This is a genomic window from Kitasatospora sp. NPDC005856, from assembly GCF_040629945.1.
Classification (GTDB): Bacteria; Actinomycetota; Actinomycetes; order Streptomycetales; family Streptomycetaceae; genus Kitasatospora.
In genome coordinates this window covers 88,568-104,365 of the sequence record NZ_JBEXWT010000004.1, presented here as the reverse complement: position 1 = coordinate 104,365, position 15,798 = coordinate 88,568, and the positions used below count along the sequence as shown (strand labels likewise).

General features: G+C 72.8%; 13 protein-coding genes. 10 read left to right on the top strand and 3 right to left on the bottom strand.

Annotated features, from left to right (window positions below):
- Positions 1–30 precede the first annotated feature (30 nt).
- The 3 genes from ABZ449_RS04790 to ABZ449_RS04780 are packed head-to-tail and all read left to right on the top strand — an operon-like array spanning position 31 to position 2,644.
- Positions 31–1,080: a GSCFA domain-containing protein gene (locus ABZ449_RS04790; protein ID WP_360340193.1), complete on the top strand. Its 1,050-nt coding sequence runs from the start codon at positions 31–33 to the stop codon at positions 1,078–1,080.
- The gene (locus ABZ449_RS04785; protein WP_360340190.1) at positions 1,043–1,738 is read left to right on the top strand and encodes a hypothetical protein; all 696 of its coding nucleotides are present in this window, start codon (positions 1,043–1,045) and stop codon (positions 1,736–1,738) included. The genes ABZ449_RS04790 and ABZ449_RS04785 overlap by 38 nt, the downstream gene beginning before the upstream one ends.
- Before the next feature lie 33 nt (positions 1,739–1,771).
- Entirely contained in the window at positions 1,772–2,644 is an 873-nt protein-coding gene (locus ABZ449_RS04780; RefSeq protein WP_360340187.1) for a TauD/TfdA family dioxygenase, read from the top strand.
- A 118-nt stretch (positions 2,645–2,762) separates the two neighbouring features.
- Here the strand turns inward: ABZ449_RS04780 and ABZ449_RS04775 are convergent, their stop codons facing one another.
- Positions 2,763–3,509 carry a SpcZ gene (locus tag ABZ449_RS04775; protein ID WP_360340184.1) on the bottom strand — a complete coding sequence of 249 codons (747 nt, stop codon included), beginning with the start codon at positions 3,507–3,509 and terminating at the stop codon, positions 2,763–2,765.
- Positions 3,510–3,779: 270 nt separating this feature from the next.
- Here ABZ449_RS04775 and ABZ449_RS04770 point away from each other — a divergent pair, with 270 nt between their 5' ends.
- The gene (locus ABZ449_RS04770) at positions 3,780–4,988 is read left to right on the top strand and encodes an alpha/beta hydrolase (RefSeq protein WP_360340181.1); all 1,209 of its coding nucleotides are present in this window, start codon (positions 3,780–3,782) and stop codon (positions 4,986–4,988) included.
- 9 nt (positions 4,989–4,997) lie between these two features.
- On the opposite strand, the gene ABZ449_RS04765 is transcribed toward ABZ449_RS04770, so the two are convergent.
- A complete protein-coding gene (locus tag ABZ449_RS04765; protein ID WP_360340178.1) occupies positions 4,998–6,296 on the bottom strand; it encodes a hypothetical protein in 1,299 nt (432 codons plus the stop codon).
- 594 nt (positions 6,297–6,890) lie between these two features.
- Here ABZ449_RS04765 and ABZ449_RS04760 point away from each other — a divergent pair.
- Complete coding sequence (locus tag ABZ449_RS04760; RefSeq protein ID WP_360340175.1) at positions 6,891–8,492, top strand: sialidase family protein; 1,602 nt, start codon at positions 6,891–6,893, stop codon at positions 8,490–8,492.
- 281 nt (positions 8,493–8,773) lie between these two features.
- Here the strand turns inward: ABZ449_RS04760 and ABZ449_RS04755 are convergent, their stop codons facing one another.
- Complete coding sequence (locus ABZ449_RS04755; RefSeq protein ID WP_360340172.1) at positions 8,774–9,448, bottom strand: MerR family transcriptional regulator; 675 nt, start codon at positions 9,446–9,448, stop codon at positions 8,774–8,776.
- Between the two features lie 271 nt (positions 9,449–9,719).
- Here ABZ449_RS04755 and ABZ449_RS04750 point away from each other — a divergent pair, with 271 nt between their 5' ends.
- From ABZ449_RS04750 to ABZ449_RS04730, 5 genes are all read left to right on the top strand, one after another.
- Positions 9,720–11,111: a DUF3533 domain-containing protein gene (locus tag ABZ449_RS04750; RefSeq protein WP_360340169.1), complete on the top strand. Its 1,392-nt coding sequence runs from the start codon at positions 9,720–9,722 to the stop codon at positions 11,109–11,111.
- A gap of 162 nt (positions 11,112–11,273) precedes the next feature.
- On the top strand, positions 11,274–11,801 hold the full coding sequence (locus ABZ449_RS04745) for a MarR family transcriptional regulator (protein ID WP_360340166.1): 528 nt from the start codon (positions 11,274–11,276) through the stop codon (positions 11,799–11,801).
- Positions 11,802–12,078: 277 nt separating this feature from the next.
- Positions 12,079–13,161: an LLM class flavin-dependent oxidoreductase gene (locus tag ABZ449_RS04740; protein ID WP_360340163.1), complete on the top strand. Its 1,083-nt coding sequence runs from the start codon at positions 12,079–12,081 to the stop codon at positions 13,159–13,161.
- A 17-nt stretch (positions 13,162–13,178) separates the two neighbouring features.
- The gene (locus ABZ449_RS04735) at positions 13,179–13,802 is read left to right on the top strand and encodes a CE1759 family FMN reductase (protein ID WP_360340160.1); all 624 of its coding nucleotides are present in this window, start codon (positions 13,179–13,181) and stop codon (positions 13,800–13,802) included.
- 370 nt (positions 13,803–14,172) lie between these two features.
- Positions 14,173–15,780, top strand: coding sequence for a S8 family peptidase (locus ABZ449_RS04730; protein WP_360340157.1), 1,608 nt, complete (start codon positions 14,173–14,175; stop codon positions 15,778–15,780).
- Positions 15,781–15,798: the final 18 nt, after the last annotated feature.

The window sequence follows — 15,798 nt, the reverse complement described above, 5'->3', positions numbered from 1 at the left end:
GCCGCCGTCCGACCATCGGAGACCACCCTCGTGAACCCCTACCAGTCACTACCGGCGCGCTCGTTCTGGCGCTCCGCCGTGGCCGAGCCGGACCCGCTCGCCATCGACGACCTGTGGACGCCCGCGTTCGCGATCGGGCAGGACGAGCCGGTCCTCACCGCAGGGTCCTGCTTCGCCGCGCACATCGGCCGCGCCCTGCTGGAGCGGGGCATGAACTGGTGCGACGCGGAGCCGGCCCCGCCCGGGCTGACCGAGGAGGAGCGCAGGGCCCGCCACTACGGGGTGTTCTCGTTCCGCACCGGGAACATCTACACCGCTGCCGTGCTCCGGCAGTGGCTCTCCTGGGCCTTCGGCCACACGGCCGCGCCCACCGAGGCGTGGCCGGAGGACGGCAGGTACCACGACCCCGTCCGTCCGTCCGTCGAACCCGGCGGCCACGCCTCGCCCGAGGAGATGCTGGCGGCCCGGGAGACGACCCTCGCCGCCATCCGCGAGGCCGTCACGGAAGCCGGCTGCCTGGTCTTCACCATGGGGCTGACCGAGGCGTGGCGGGACCGCGCGACCGGCACCGTCCTCCCGTCCTGCCCCGGCACCGTGCGCGGCACCTTCGACCCGGACCGCCACGTCTTCCACCAGTTCACCTTCGACGAGGTCCGCCGCGACCTGGCGGACGCCGTGGCCCTGGCGCGCGAGGCCAACCCGCGGCTGCGGGTCCTGCTGACCGTCTCACCGCACCCGCTGACCGCCACGGCGACCGGCGGCCACGCGCTCGTCGCCAACACCTACTCCAAGTCGCTGCTGCGGACGGTGGCCGGGCAGCTGACCCAGGAGCTCGACGACGTCGACTACTTCCCGGCGTACGAACTCATCACCGGCCTCCCGTTCCGCAGCGGGTTCTACGCGCCGAACCTGCGTGAAGTGACCTCCGAGGGCGTCGAGTTCGTCATGCGCCACTTCATGGCCGGGCTGTCGCGGACCGCTCCGGACCCGCGACCGGTCCGGAGCGGAACGCCGGTCGCCGAGCCGAAGGGGGTGGACACCTGTGACGACGCCGTCCTCGACTACTACCGCCCCCGCTAGGTTCCTGCTGCTCGGCGACTCGCACGCCGGCCCGATCGGACGAGCCGCGAAGGCCGCCCGGATCCCCTTCCAGGGCGGCCCGATCGGCGCCGGACGCGAGTTCACCGACGACTTCTTCGCACCGCGCGAGCGTGACGTGGTGTTCCACAAGGCCGAGGCCGACGCGTACTACCGGGGCTTCCTGGCCGACCTGGACGTGGACGGCCTCGGAAGCCTCGCCGTCCCGCTGGTGTGCACCTTCGGCCTCAGCTCGCACTTCGTCGCCACCCGGGAGAACTGGCACCTCTACCGCGACCGCGACGGCGGTTTCGCCCCCGGCTTCCTCACCGGGCCGCTGTTCGACGCCATCGTGCGCGCCACCGTCCGCGACGCGCTGGCCTTCTACCGCCACGCCCTCGGCCTCGGCCTGCGCGTGCTGGCCGTGCTGCCGCCGCAGCGCGTACCGGAGCAGTCCGACCCGGAGGTGTTCACGGCCGCGCAGGAGGCGGTCCGCAGCGCGCTCGACGCGCTCGGCGTCGAACTCGTCGACCTCCGGGCCCGGACCACCGGACCGGACGGCTTCCAGCGCCCCGAGTTCTGCGAGGCCGACGACTCCATCCACGGCAACCTGGCCTTCGGCCGGCTGGTCCTCGCGGACCTGCTGGCCCGCGGGCTGTGACGACACCGAATCCCCCCACCACAGGAGCAGGTCATGGAGCAGTACGAGCTGGACGCCGTCAGGGCCGTCACCACCAGGCCCGCCAAGGAGTACCGGACCATCACGGTGGACGCGGTCACCCCGGTGATCGGCGCCGAGGTCTCCGGCGTCAACCTCTCGAAGGAGCTGTCGGACGACCAACTGGCCGAGGTGAAGCAGGCGTTCCTCGACCACCATGTCCTCGTCTTCCGCGACCAGCAGCTGACGGACGAGGACCACAAGCGCTTCGCCGGGCACTTCGGCGAACTGCGCCCGGTCAACCCGCCCCCGGTCGACGCGGATCCGTACATCCTGGAGATCAGCACCGGCGCCGAGGCGGACAACGTCGCCGGCAACGGCTGGCACGCCGACGGCACCGCCGACGCCGAACCCTCGCTCGGGTCGATGCTCTACATCACCCGCGTGCCGGAACCGGGCAGCGGAGGCGACACCCTGTTCGCCAACATGCACCTGGCGTACGAGATGCTGTCCCCGACGATGCGCGGGCTGCTCGACGGCCTCACCGCGGTACACGACGGCCTCGTCGCCTTCCAGGGCTACACCCCGCCGGAGGGGTACGTGATACCCAAGAACGAGCACCCCCTGGTGGTGCGGCACCCCGACACCGACCGCAGGATCCTCTACGTCAACAAGGCCTACACCGCGCGCATCCCCCAGCTGTCGCCCGACGAGAGCCGCGCCCTGCTCGACCTGCTCTGCGCGCTGCCCGCCCAGCGGCCCATGCTGACCTGCCGCATCCGCTGGAGCCCCAACACGCTGGTGTTCTGGGACAACCGCTGCGTCCAGCACCACGCCACGTACGACTACCACCCGCACACCCGCTACGGCCGCCGGGTCGCCATCAACGGGGGGCCGCTCAAGGGCTGAGCCGGACGCGGACGCGGACCCGGATGCGGTCCCCGATGCGGTCCCGGACCTGGACCCGGCCCCGGACCTGGACCCGGACCCTGACCGGGCGCCGGCTCAGGTCCGGTCCGGGGCCGGATCAGGCCGCGCCCGCGCGGGCCAGGCAGACGGCCAGGCCGTCGGCCAGCCGTGCCCAGGCGGCGTGCTCGCCGTGCTCGTCCTGCGGGTCGGCATGCACCCGCACCACCGCGCGGACCCGGGCGGCGGGACAGGTCGCCGCGTAGGCGTCCGGGTCCGCCGCCGCGTACGCGGCCGCCAGGGCGGCCGCGTTGGCCAGGGCGTTCGCGTCGGCATGGGCCCGCACGTTGGCCGCGGTGTTGAGCTCCGCGTAGGTCTCGCCGTACCGGGCGGCCTCGGCCGCGTCGTAGCCGTTCGCGAGCGCGTAGGAGCCGGCGGCGGCAGCGGAGGTGGCGTAGGCCTCGGCGTACGGGTAGGCGTGGTGGAAGAGCTCCCGCAGCTCCGGTTCGAGAGCCCCGCGCCACGTGCCCTCGTCGATCCGACCGCCGGCCAGGGCGTCCGCGTGCAAGGCCGGCACGTGCTGCTGCGCGGCGGACCCGCCGCGCCGTGCACCGGCCTCGGCCAGCATCGGGCCGACGGCGGAGCAGTACCAGTCATGGACCACGCTGAAGGGCACCCGGCCGCTCAACCGCTCCAACTCCCGGTGCACCCGGCGTGCCCAGGCCCTCGCCGCCTCGGCGTCCATGCCGTCGAACAGCACCTCCGACACCTGCGCCAGCCAGGGCGGCACCGACGCCGGGCCGCCCGGGGTGGGTGCGGCGGCGCCGAGGGAGGAGTAGTAGGCCGGGAAGGTCTCGGGTGAGGTCATCTGCTCCGCTCCAGAGGGGGCTCGTCTCCGACCCGGCCGGGCATGCCGAACCGGCGAAGTCCGGCGGAGCGGTGGGGCGGTGGGGCTCTACCGGTCTGGTCAGAAGATCGTACTCGGGAGCACAAGACGGGAGAGAGGTTCCCGGTTCGGGGCGAGGAGCGGATCCCCGAACCTCGCGCCGCTGGGGATCCCAGGGTGTAACCAGTACCACCCTCAAGACGGAAGCCCGCATGATCGAGCGTCAGGGCGGGGCCGGGCAGGATCGTGCCCGTGAAAACCACCTCGAACCGCAAGCGCCGTATCAGCGCTGTCGCAATCCTGGGTCTCGCCGCATCAGTGGCCGCGACCGGCACCGGACTCGCCGCCACGACCCCGCCGTCCACCGTGCACGCGACCGCCGCCACAGCTGCCGCCGCGCCCCCGCGGTCCTTCCAGGGCACGCTCCCCGCGCCGACCGGCCCCTACGCCGCCGGCGAGGACGTCATCCACCTCACCGACACGAGCCGTCCCGACCCGTGGGTGCCGTCATCCGGCCCCCGCCAACTGACCGTCACGATGGTCTACCCGGCCGTCCCCGGGACCGGGACTCCGGCCCCCTACATGACCCTCGGCGAGGCCGCCGGAGTCCTCCAGCGCCGGAAGCTGCCGGCGAGCTCCGGCGTCACCCCGCAGAACCTTTCCAGCGTCACCACGCACGCCTTCGACGGCGCGCGGCCGCAGAGCGGCAAGCATCCGCTGGTGGTCCTCTCACCCGCGTACGAGGACCCGCGCATGACGCTCACCTCGCTCGCGACCGACCTGGCCAGTCACGGCTACGTCGTCGCGCTCGTCGGCCACACCTACGAGGACAGCGGCGAGACGCTGGCGAACGGCCGGACGTCGCCGTGCGCGATCTGCGATGGCCCGGCGGGGCTTGACTTCGACTCCGTCGCCGCCAGCCGTGCGCTGGACGTGTCCTTCGTGATCGACCGGTTGACGCACGGCAATACCGCGTGGCGCCTGGCACACCTCATCGACAAGCACGAGATCGGCATGGCCGGACACTCCCTCGGCGGAGCGGCGGCCGCCGCCACGATGATCGCCGACCCGCGAGTACGGGCCGGAGTGAACATGGACGGCTCCTTCCACCCGGCCCCGATGCCCGGCCAGATCAACCGGCCGTTCCTCATGCTGGGTGCGGCCGACAACCTCTCGGCCGGCGGCGACAACTGGGGGCAGGCCTGGGCCGCCCTCGGCGGCTACAAGAAGTGGCTGGCGGTCGCCGGCGCCGACCACTTCAGCTTCAGCGACCTGGACCTGCTTCTGGAGGAGGCCGGGTTCCCGACGCCGCCCCTCTCCCCGGAACGCGGGGTGGTGATCACCCGCGAGTACGTGACGGCGTTCTTCGACCGGACGCTGAAGGGGATCCACAGCCCGCTGCTGGACGGCCCCTCGCCGAACAATCCGGAAGTACTCTTCCAGCACCAGCTGGATGATTGATGCGAAGGGTCAGTGGTCGTAGGCGGTCAGGGAGCGCATGACGGGCTGGCCGGTGTGGTCGTTGTGCCAGATCGCGCCGGTCAGCGCGAAGGCGACGGGCAGGCCGTGCAGGGTGCACAGCACGTGCAGGCGCAGGCCCCGGAAGCATCGGGAGTGGCTGGCGCGTGGAGGCTGCGTCAGCCGAGATCCTCCAGGTCCGGAACCGGCGGTGACCATGGCGTGGCGATGAGGCCGCCCGGTTGGATCCCGTACCGCCGGAGACGCTCGGTCTTCTCCTCCATCCCTTGGGACGCGAGGAGCTCGACGGCGCGGGCCAGCGCCGACGGGTGCCCGGCCTCGGCCTGCCGCAGAAGCCATTCCTCGGCCCGCTTCGGCGGGACTGGGCGAGATCGGGTGCCACAGACGCCAGCCGGGCGGGAGTCCGTGGATCAGCTCCCAGCAGGAGCGGGTCTTGCCCGTCGACGAGTCACCGACCAGGACGGCGAGGCTGCTGCTGCCGGCCGCCGCCCGCGCGGCGACCTCGGCCAGAACGAGGTCGTGCGCCCGCTCGACGTAGGCCGGCAGGGCGGGAACGATCTCGTCCGCCGACGGGGCGATGGCGCGGTGGACCTCCAGCTCGAACGGGTCCGTGATCCGGTCGATGGACCGCGTCAGGGGCCCTGGGGGCCCTCCGGGGACGGGCTGTTCCGTTGCCGGCAGGCCGGGGCCCGTCGTCCTGGGTTCGAGCATGGAGAGCACATCGGCCACGCTGAGCAGTGACGGGAACGCGTGTCGGACGTCCTCGTCGGCGTCCAGCATGGACCTGAGCTGGTCGGCGTGCCAGATCACGAACCCCTTGACCGTCAGGCCGACGCCGGATCGTGCGACGTCCGCCAGTCGTCCCGTCACGTAGGCGTTGAGCCGGTCGATCCCGCCGGTTCGGGCGGAGGAGGACAGTTCGACGTTGCTGACGAAGATCAGGTAGTCGGGGAGGCGGGTCCGGGAGTTCCTTGCGGCGGCATCGGCCCAGCCGTCGATCTCCTTGCGGATCTCCTCCTGCAGCCACAGCCCGTCGGCCTGCGGCTTCGACTTCGGCTTAACCTGGAACTTCGCCTGCAGAACGGTGAAGCCCGTCCAGTCCTCGATCGTCGAAGCGAGTCCGGAGGATGTCGCCGACCAGCGGATCGTTCCCTCGAAGGTCGCTTCCCGGCCACCGTCGGGTCCGTCTCCGAAAGCCTGGACACCAGGCCCGAGAACCCTCCGGGAAAGAGCCACCACCATCTGTTCGAAAGCGCGGGACCCGAGGCGGGTCAGGTCGTAGTCGGGCACGTCGACATCCTGGCAGAGCCCGCTGACATCCACCGGCGGTACGACCGGCACCTGTCGCGCCGAGGCTCGCGGCTGTGCGTCGACCGCCTTCCCGTCCCCGGATCTCCTGGGTCTTCCACTGCGGTCGCGCCCCGGCGGACACGGGCACGGACACGGGCACGGGCGTGGACGCGAGGGCTCGTGTTCCTGCTCAATTCCCTGTCCCCGCAAGGGATTAAACGCCGGAGCCGTCGTTCCGCGAGTTTCGGTCGTACACCTTGTGCGATGTCATGATCCGGCTCACACTCCGATTTGCGAACACGTGTGCACCTCCGTGTGAGCGCCCTTCACCCTTTCGCCTGCCGGGATCCCCGGCGGTCGAAGGGACGTTCCGTGTCACGTTCCCCCTGAGAAGAGGACGGCTCGCCGCGCTCGCGCGGTCCGCCGCCTCCCGCGCCGCCGGCCTTCACGACACCCCCACCTCGCTGAGGGTCCGGCGGCTGCCGCCGTCATCGCGCCCGAGCCCGAGCACCGGGGCGAGGGCAAGGACCACGAGGTGCGGTTCGCCGCACCCGCCGGGTCGTCCGTACCACCCCGCACGCGAAGGAGCTTCGGATGAAGCATCCGCGCACCCCCACACCCTGGCGCCGGCCGTTCGCCGCCGTCGCCGCGGCCGCCCTCGTCCTGGCCGGCGCGGCCTGGAACGCGAGCCCGGCCGGTGCGTCCGCCCCGCCGTCCCGTCTCGCCGGTGACGCCACGTCCGGCACCCATCCGATCACCGTGACCGGTGCCGGAACCCCGGCCACCGGCACGGACGCCCCCATCCTGACCGTCGACGGCAGTGGACCGGGCCTGGTCCGGGTGAGCAGTGACCCGTTCACCGGCGCCGGCAGCCAGTACGCCACCGAGGTGGAGCCCGACACCTTCGCCTTCGGCGGTGCGGTCGTCTCCGCCGCCCAGGTGGGCCGGTTCACCGACGGCGGGGCGGCCGGTCTCGGCTGGAGCACCTCACTGGACGGCGGCATCAGCTGGCAGCAGGGCATGCTGCCCGGCCTCACCACCCACCAGGGCGGCGGCAGTTGGGCCCGCGCGTCGGACCCCTCGGTCGCCTACGACGCCAGGCACGGCACCTGGATGGTGGCCGGCCTGGTCATCGACTCGGGGCGCAACCCGGTGGGTGTGACCGTCAGCCGCTCCGCCGACGGCCTGCACTGGCAGGACCCGGTGCGGGCGGTCGGGCACGACGGCCAGGCCTACGACAAGGAGTGGATCGTCTGCGACAACACTCCGACCAGCCCGTACTTCGGCACCTGCTACATCGAGGTCGACATCCCCTCCTCCGACAACCTGATGGTCATGTCGGCCTCCCGGGACGGCGGCGTCACCTGGTCCGCCCCGACCGGCCCGTCCGGCGTCAACCTGGGCCTCGGCGGCCAACCGCTGGTGCGGCCCGACGGGACGGTCGTGGTCCCGTTCTCGACCGACACCACCTCGATCCGCTCCTTCACCTCCACCGACGGCGGAAGGTCCTGGAGCTCCACGGCCCTGGTCGCCGACGTCGTCGCGCACGAGGTCGCGGGCGGGCTGCGCGACGGTGAGGGCCTGCCCTCGGCGGAGATCGACGCCGACGGGAGGGTCTACGTCGCCTGGCAGGACTGCCGCTTCCGGGCCGGCTGCGCGGCCAACGACATCGTCTACGCGAGCTCGGCCGACGGCACCACCTGGTCCGCCGTGACGCGGGTGCCGATCGACCCCACCACCAGCGGTGTCGACCACTTCATCCCCGGCCTCGGCGTCGACCGCACCACCTCCGGTCGCACCGCCGGGCTCGGGCTGTACTACTACTTCTACCCGAACGCCGACTGCACCGCCGACACCTGCCAGTTGGAGGTCGGCTTCGTCTCCTCCACCAACGGGGGCACCACCTGGAGCACGCCGCGGACCGTCGCCGGCCCGATGGCGCTGTCCCGGATCGCCGCCACGAGCGGGGGCGGCATGGTCGGTGACTACCTCTCCGCGTCCGTCCTCAACGGCCGGGCCGTGGCCGTCTTCGCGGTCGGCAGGGCGCCGGCCGGCGGCCAGGCTTTCGACGAGGCCATGTACGCCGTCGCGGGCGGCCTCGCCGTCCGGGCCGGCACCGTTCCCTCCAGCACGGGGCCGGTCGTCGTCACCGCGCCCGGTCAGGAGCGGCATCGCTCGCCGGTGACCCGCTGGTGACCGGCCGCTGACCGGTCGGGCCCGGAGTCCCGCCCGACGGGAGGGCGGGCCCGACCTGCAGCGGCAGTTCGACCACCAGGGGCCGGTGGTCCGAGATCGGCGTCCTGGGCGCCCGCACCGAAGCCGCCCGGTGCGGTTCGAGCCCGGCCACGAGGACGTGGTCGAGCTGCAGCAGGGGGCGGTGCGACGGAAAGGTCCGGACCCGGGCCGGCCGACGCCAGCCGGACCGGAGCGGCGGCTCGGCAGGCCGGGCCGCCCCGCCGCACAGCCGTGCTGCCGTCTCAGCCGTTCTCCTCGGGCTGTCCGGGCTGTCCGGGCTGTTCGGTGGGCCGGGCCCAGGCGGTGCGGCGCTGGGACTCGTGCTCCTGGGCGAGGCGGCGCAGGAGGGCGAGGACCGGTTCGAGGAGGAGGACGACGATGGCGGCGTGTTCGACGAGCCGGTGGCGGTCCTCGATGTCCTCCAGCTGGTCGAGGTCGAGCCGCGCGGCGGTGGCGGCGACCTCGGCGTAGGGGAGGAGGTCCTCGGTGCGGTAACTGACGCCGAGGCGGTCGAGGTCCATCAGGCTCGCGGCGAGGGCCCGGCGGTGCGGTGAGTCCGCGGAGACGTCCCAGCCCATGGCGCCGAGCAGCTCGTCGACCCGGTGCGTCTGCTCGTCCACCGCGTCCGTCTCGGCGGCGTCGACGGGCGTGGGCAGGGCATAGTGGACGACTCCGAGCGTGGCGAGCGGGTCGAGGGGCTGGTCGATCGCGGCGAGGACGTCGCGGGTGGCGGCGATGGACAGGCCGCCGCGGGCGGTCAGGGCGCGGATCAGCCGCAGGCGCTGGACGTGTTCGTCCCCGTAGAGCGTGAGCGTGGCGCCGAGCGGTTGCCCGGGCGGCAGCAGGCCCTCGCGTACGTAGTACTTGATGGTGGCGACCGGTGTCCCGGACTGCCGGCTCAGGTCGGAGATCTTCATGCGCGCTCTCGCTCGGACTCGGTGTCTGTGATCAGTCTCGCAGGCCGTCGAATGGACTCCATCCACTGATAGTGCCACTATCGGGCTAGATAGTGAAGGTTCCAGGTGGGCTGTTGACCAGCTGAAACGCTTCGGAACCAGCTGTTCGTCCCTGTCTCCAGCGCCCTCACGGCGCGATACCGCAACCGGAGCACCATGCCAGCCCCCAGCCCCATCGGAACCGGGCGCCGCGCCGCGACCCCCGCCTCGCCCCGGATCCTCGGGAGGAGCGATGTCTGAGCCGATCCGCGCCCTGAGCGTGAGCGCCCGCGGACTGCTGCGCAGGAAGAGCCTGTGGCTGCCCTCGGCCGTCATCGTCGGCCTGCTGTCGTTCGTCCTGTCCCTGCTGTACCTGGGCGCCAACAACGACCCGGTCGGTTCGACCAAGGACATGCCGATCGCGCTGGTCAACGCGGACCGCGGCACCCAGGTGGCCGGCCGGCCGATCGACCTGGGCGCGCAGATCGTCGCGCAGGTCACCGGATCCGAGGACCTGAAGGGCAAGGTCGCCTGGAAGCAGGTCGACCGCGCCACCGCCGACGACCTCCTGGGCAAGGACAAGGTCTTCGGGGCGCTCGTCATCCCCGAGGACTTCTCCGCCTCGGTCGCCGCGCTCGCCGGGCCGGCCCAGCACGATCCGCACCCCCCGACCATCACGGTGCTGACCAACCCCGCGGCCGGAAGCTTCGGCTCCTCCATGGCGACGGAGATCAACCGCAACGTCGTCCAGGCCACGTCCGTCCAGGTCGGCCACCAGCTCACCGAGCAACTCGCGAAGCAGCAGGCGGCGCAGCAGGCCGCACAGAAGGCCGAGCACCCGGCCGGCCGGCCCGCGGCGGACGGCTCCGCGGCGCAGCAGGCCGCGCCTGGCGCCGCGGCCCAGCTGATGGTCGCCGACCCGGTCAAGGCCGTGATCCAGGAGGGCCACCCGCTCGGCCACCACAGCGGCCTCGGCCTGAGCGCCTTCTTCTACACCCTCGTCCTGGTCCTCGGCGGCATGCTCGGCGCGAACGTGATCCACACCCAGGTGGACACCTCACTGGGCTACATCTCCAGTGAGAAGGGTCCGTTCCGCAGCACGGCGCCCGCCCAGCACATCAGCCGGACCCGCCACTTCGCGGTCGCCTCGGTGCTGATGATCGGCGTCTCCGCGCTGACCTCGGCCCTCGCGATGGCCGCGGCCGTCGGCATCATCGGCATCGACGCCTCCCACCTGCCCATGCTGTGGCTCTTCGGGACCTGTGCGACGGCCGCGATGGGCATCACGGCGCTGGCACTGCTCGCCGCCTTCGGCACCCCGGGCCCGCTGGTGTCCATGCTGGTGCTGATCGGCCTGGCGATCCCGTCCGCCGGGGCCACCATCCCGCTGGAGGCGCTGCCGGACTTCTACCGGTTCCTGGCCGACTTCGAGCCCTTCCGCCAGGTGGTCGACGGAGTCCGCTCCATCCTCTACTTCGGTGCGCAGGCCGACGCCGGGCTCGGCCGGGCCTGGGCCATGGTCGGCATCGGCTTCGTGATCGCCCTCGCCCTCGGCTTCGCCGTCACCCGCCTCTACGACCGCAAGGGGCTGCACCGCAGCCACGCCCACGCCCACGCGCCGCAGCCGGCCCCGGTGGCCGGGTGACCCTCCCGTGACGGGTCCGGTGCCGGCTCTCCCCGGGCCTGCCCGGGCCCGGCACCGGACCCGCACCACGACCGTGGGTGGCCGGCTCGCCGCCCCGAACACCTCCGGCGGCGAGCCGTCGAGCCGTCGACCCGACGAACCAGTAAGACCGGGAGAACCGTGATGTCCCAGGACGCGACCGCAGCGCCGCTCCCGCCGCTCCCGCCGCTCCCGTCGGCCCTGCCCGTACGGCCGCTCGACCGGATGTACCGCGTCATCGCGCTCTGGAAGGAGCAGCTGGCGCCCGCCCTCAAGGAGCACGGGCTCACCGTCGCCCACTTCCACGTCCTCGCCGTCCTGCGCCAGGCCGGGCCCTCCCACCGCCTGACCACCGGACAACTGGCCGCCGGCGAGATGGTCACCTGCTCCGGCATGACGGCCCGCGCGAACCATCTGGAACGCAAGGGGCTGATCGCCCGTGAGCGCGACGAACGCGACCGCCGCATCATCCACCTCAGGCTCACCGAGGACGGCCTGCGCCTCGTCGACCAGGTCATCGCCCGGCACCGCCTGATGGAACAGCGGCTGATGGCCGGGCTCGACGACGGGGAGCGCCGCGCCCTCGCCGGGCTGCTCACCAGGCTGGAGCAGTTCCTCGAAGCCGACGACGGCGGGCCCCGGCCCGGCCCCGCTCCCGTTCGGGTCCGCTGACCGCACCTGCCGCGGGAGTCGCCGAAGGGGTGGTGGCGTGCGGACGGGCTCGGGCTCCTGGAGGTTTCCCTTCCGGGAGCCCGAGCCCGTGGTGGCGTGTCCGCGCCCGGGGCTGTTCCCCTAGCGCACGGCCACGCTCACCGGGCCGTCGACGGAGGTGAAGTGCGCTGCCGGGCAACCGGTGATGCGCTGCGACGCCGTTCGCGCGCCCGCCGCTGCCTAGGTTCGTCGAGTGGCCCGGTCGGGCCGCGATCAGTCAGTGGAAAGGCAACGGCCCATGCAGTTCGGGATATTCAGCGTCGGTGACGTGACGGTCGATCCGACCACGGGGCGGGAGCCGAGTGAGCGCGAGCGGATCAAGGCGATGCTGGCGATCGCGCTCAAGGCCGAGGAGGTCGGCCTGGACGTCTTCGCCATGGGCGAGCACCACAACCCGCCGTTCGTCCCGTCCTCGCCGACGACCATGCTGGGCTGGATCGCCGCGCGGACCGAGCGGATCGTCCTGTCCACCGCGACCACGCTGATCACCACCAACGACCCGGTGAAGATCGCCGAGGACTACGCGATGCTGCAGCACGTCGCCGACGGCCGCGTCGACCTGATGCTCGGGCGCGGCAACACCGGCCCGGTCTACCCGTGGTTCGGGAAGGACATCCGCCAGGGCATCCCGCTCGCGGTGGAGAACTACGCGCTGCTGCACCGGCTGTGGCGCGAGGACGTGGTCGACTGGGAGGGCCGCTTCCGCACCCCGCTGCAGGGCTTCACGGCCACGCCCCGTCCGCTGGACGGCGTGCCGCCGTTCGTCTGGCACGGCTCGATCCGCAGCCCCGAGATCGCCGAGCAGGCCGCGTACTACGGTGACGGCTTCTTCCACAACAACATCTTCTGGCCCCAGGAGCACACCCGGCGGATGGTCGAGCTCTACCGCGAGCGCTACGCCCACCACGGCCACGGCACGCCCGAGCAGGCGATCGTCGGCCTCGGCGGGCAGGTGTTCATGCGGAAGAACTCCCAGGACGCGGTGCGCGAGTTCCGTCCGTACTTCGACAACGCGCCGGTGTACGGGCACGGGCCCTCGCTGGAGGAGTTCACCGAGCAGACCCCGCTCACCGTGGGCAGCCCCCAGGAGGTCATCGAGCGCACCCTCGGCTTCCGCGAGGCCGTCGGCGACTACCAGCGCCAGCTGTTCCTGATGGACCACGCCGGCCTGCCGCTGAAGACGGTGCTGGAGCAGCTCGACATCCTCGGCGAGGAGGTCGTGCCCGTGCTCCGCGAGGAGTTCGCCAAGGGCCGGCCCGCGACCGTTCCCGACGCCCCCACCCACGCCACGCTCCGGGACACCGTCCCCGCCGCCTCCTGACCCGGAACGGAGTCCCCATGGAACCGACCTCGCCGATCACGCTCGCCGTGGTCTCGGGCGGCCTCAGCCTGCCCTCGTCCACCCGGCTGCTGGCGGACCGCCTCGCCGAGGCCGCCGCCGCCCACCTGGCGGGCGGCGGCCGTGAAGTCCGGGTGCGCCCGCACGACCTGCGCCCGCTGGCCACCCCCATCGCGCACCACCTGCTCTCCGGATTTCCCTCGCAGGCCCTGGGCGACGTCCTGGAGGAGGTGAGCTCGGCGGACGCGCTGATCGCCGTGTCCCCGATCTTCTCCGCCTCCTACAGCGGCCTGTTCAAGTCGTTCTTCGACCTGCTCGACCCCGGCGCCCTGGCGGGCAAGCCGGTGCTGATCGGCGCGACCGGCGGCACCGCGCGCCACTCCCTGGCCCTGGAGCACGCGCTGCGCCCGCTCTTCGCCTACCAGCGCGCCCTGGTCGCCCCGACCGCCGTCTTCGCGGCCTCCGAGGACTGGGGCGGGGCGGGTGACGCGCGCACCGACAGCCTGCCGGCGCGGATCGAACGAGCCGGGGGAGAGCTGGCGGCGCTGACCCTCGCGGCCCTGGCGAACCCGCGGCCCGCCGACCGGCCGTCGGTGACGCCCTCCGCGCTCGGCTTCCACTGACGCCGCGCAGACCCTCACCCCGCGTCGGCGCGCCCGTTCGTGCCCGACTCCCGTGGTCGTTCCGCTCCCGCCGTCACCTTCGCGACGGCGGGAGCGTCCGCGTTCCGGGGCGCTCCGGGGCGTTCCGGGGCGCTCCGGGGCGTTCCGGGGTGCGGCGACGAGACCCCCGGACCGGTGGGAGGGAGCGGGTGCGGTCCAGGGCGGGAGGAGGACGGTGCCGGGGCCGGCCCCGGCGAGTTGCAGGGGGTGGGGGACCGGCTGACACTCGCAAGCAGGAGCGGTGGCGCCGACGAGTCGGCCGCCGCGCCCGCCCCGGGAAGTGAGGCCGGTCATGGCGTACGAGCCGGAGAGCCCTTTCAGGTCGCCCATCGTGGGTGACCTCAACCTGTCCCCGCCCGGCGCCGTGGTCCGCGAGGGCATCGGGCTGCGCGACGCCGCGGTGCCCGTGGAGACCGGGACGGACCCGGATCAGCAGGTGCCGATGCTGATCGAGCTGAACCTGCGCTTTCCCGGCGGACTCCAGGCGGTCCGCGACGAGTTCTACGCGCTCTGGGGGCACTACGCGGGACGGTCGAGAGGCTGGTGGCCGATGGAGGTCAGCTCGGGGAGCCATGTGCAGCCCGAGGTGCCGCAGGGGCTCGCACTGGTCGCGCCGAAGCTGTACCAGACCGTCCTCTCCCGGGGGGACCTCCGCGAGCTGGTGGAGGACGACCGGCGGTCCGCCGCCCTGACCGGGCGGCCGCCCGTCATCTTCCGGGTGTGGCCGGACTACCCGCTGGATCCCCAGATCGACCGCTCGGCACCCACCGTGAAGGCCAACGCCGCCTGGCGCGCCTACGACGCGCGCGGCAGCGGGATCGTGTGGGCGGTCATCGACAGCGGCATCGACGCGGCCCACCCGCACTTCTCCCGGCTGGAGCTGGCGGCCGAGGGGCGGGGCGAGGACCTGCTGCAGGGCCGGACCACCCGGCTGCACCGCGACTTCAGCTTCCTGGTGAACCCGGACGACCCGGTGGCGCAGCCGCCCGGTGAGGCGCCGGGCCCGAACCCGGCGCCGCCGCTCGTGGACGAGAGCGGGCACGGCACGCACGTCGCGGGCATCATCGCGGGCTGCACCCCGGAGGGCATGACGCCGCGGGTGGCGACGCCGGACGAGCCCGTGGACGGCGGATTCGTCGCCAGGGCCGGTGCGGACCGGCTGTCCGGGATGGCGCCGGACTGCGAACTGGTCAGCATCAAGGTCATGCGGCGCAGCCGCCAGGGCACCTATGTGACCTCCTCCAGCGCGGTCATCCGCGCGCTGACCTACCTGCGGACCGAGGTCAACGTGGACCCGGCGGTGCTGCGCGTGCACGGCGTCAACATGAGCCTGGGCTGCGAGTGGAAGCCCGCCCAGTACGCCGCGGGCCAGTCGCCGCTCTGCCAGGCCGTGGGCCAGGTGGTCGCCTCCGGTGTGGTCGTGGTGATCTCGGCCGGCAACTTCGGCGCCCAGATCCTGCAGCAGGGCACCTCCAACACCTCGGCCAACATGGGCTCGATCACCGAACCGGCCCACACCGAGGACTGCATCGCGGTCGGTTCCACCCACCGGGAGGCGCCGCACGCGTTCGGCGTCACCTGGACATCGGGAAAGGGCCCGACGCTCGACGGCCGGATGAAACCGGACGTCGTGGCGCCCGGCGAGTGGATCTCCTCGGCGGCCAGCGGCGACGTGCGGGCCACCGCCGGGCTGAAACCGGCCCCGGGGGATCCGGTGCCGGAGAGCCTGCTGACGTACGCCGAGCAGTCCGGTACCTCGATGGCGGCGCCGCACGTGTCCGGTGTGATCGCGGCCTTCCTGTCCGCCCGCCCGGAGTTCATCGGCCGCCCGCGGGAGGTCAAGAGGCTGCTCACCGCCTCCGCCACCGACCTCGGCCGGGAGCGGTACGCGCAGGGGGCGGGCCTGGTGGACCTGATGCGGATGCTGGCGAACGTGTGACGAGCGGACGAACGAGCG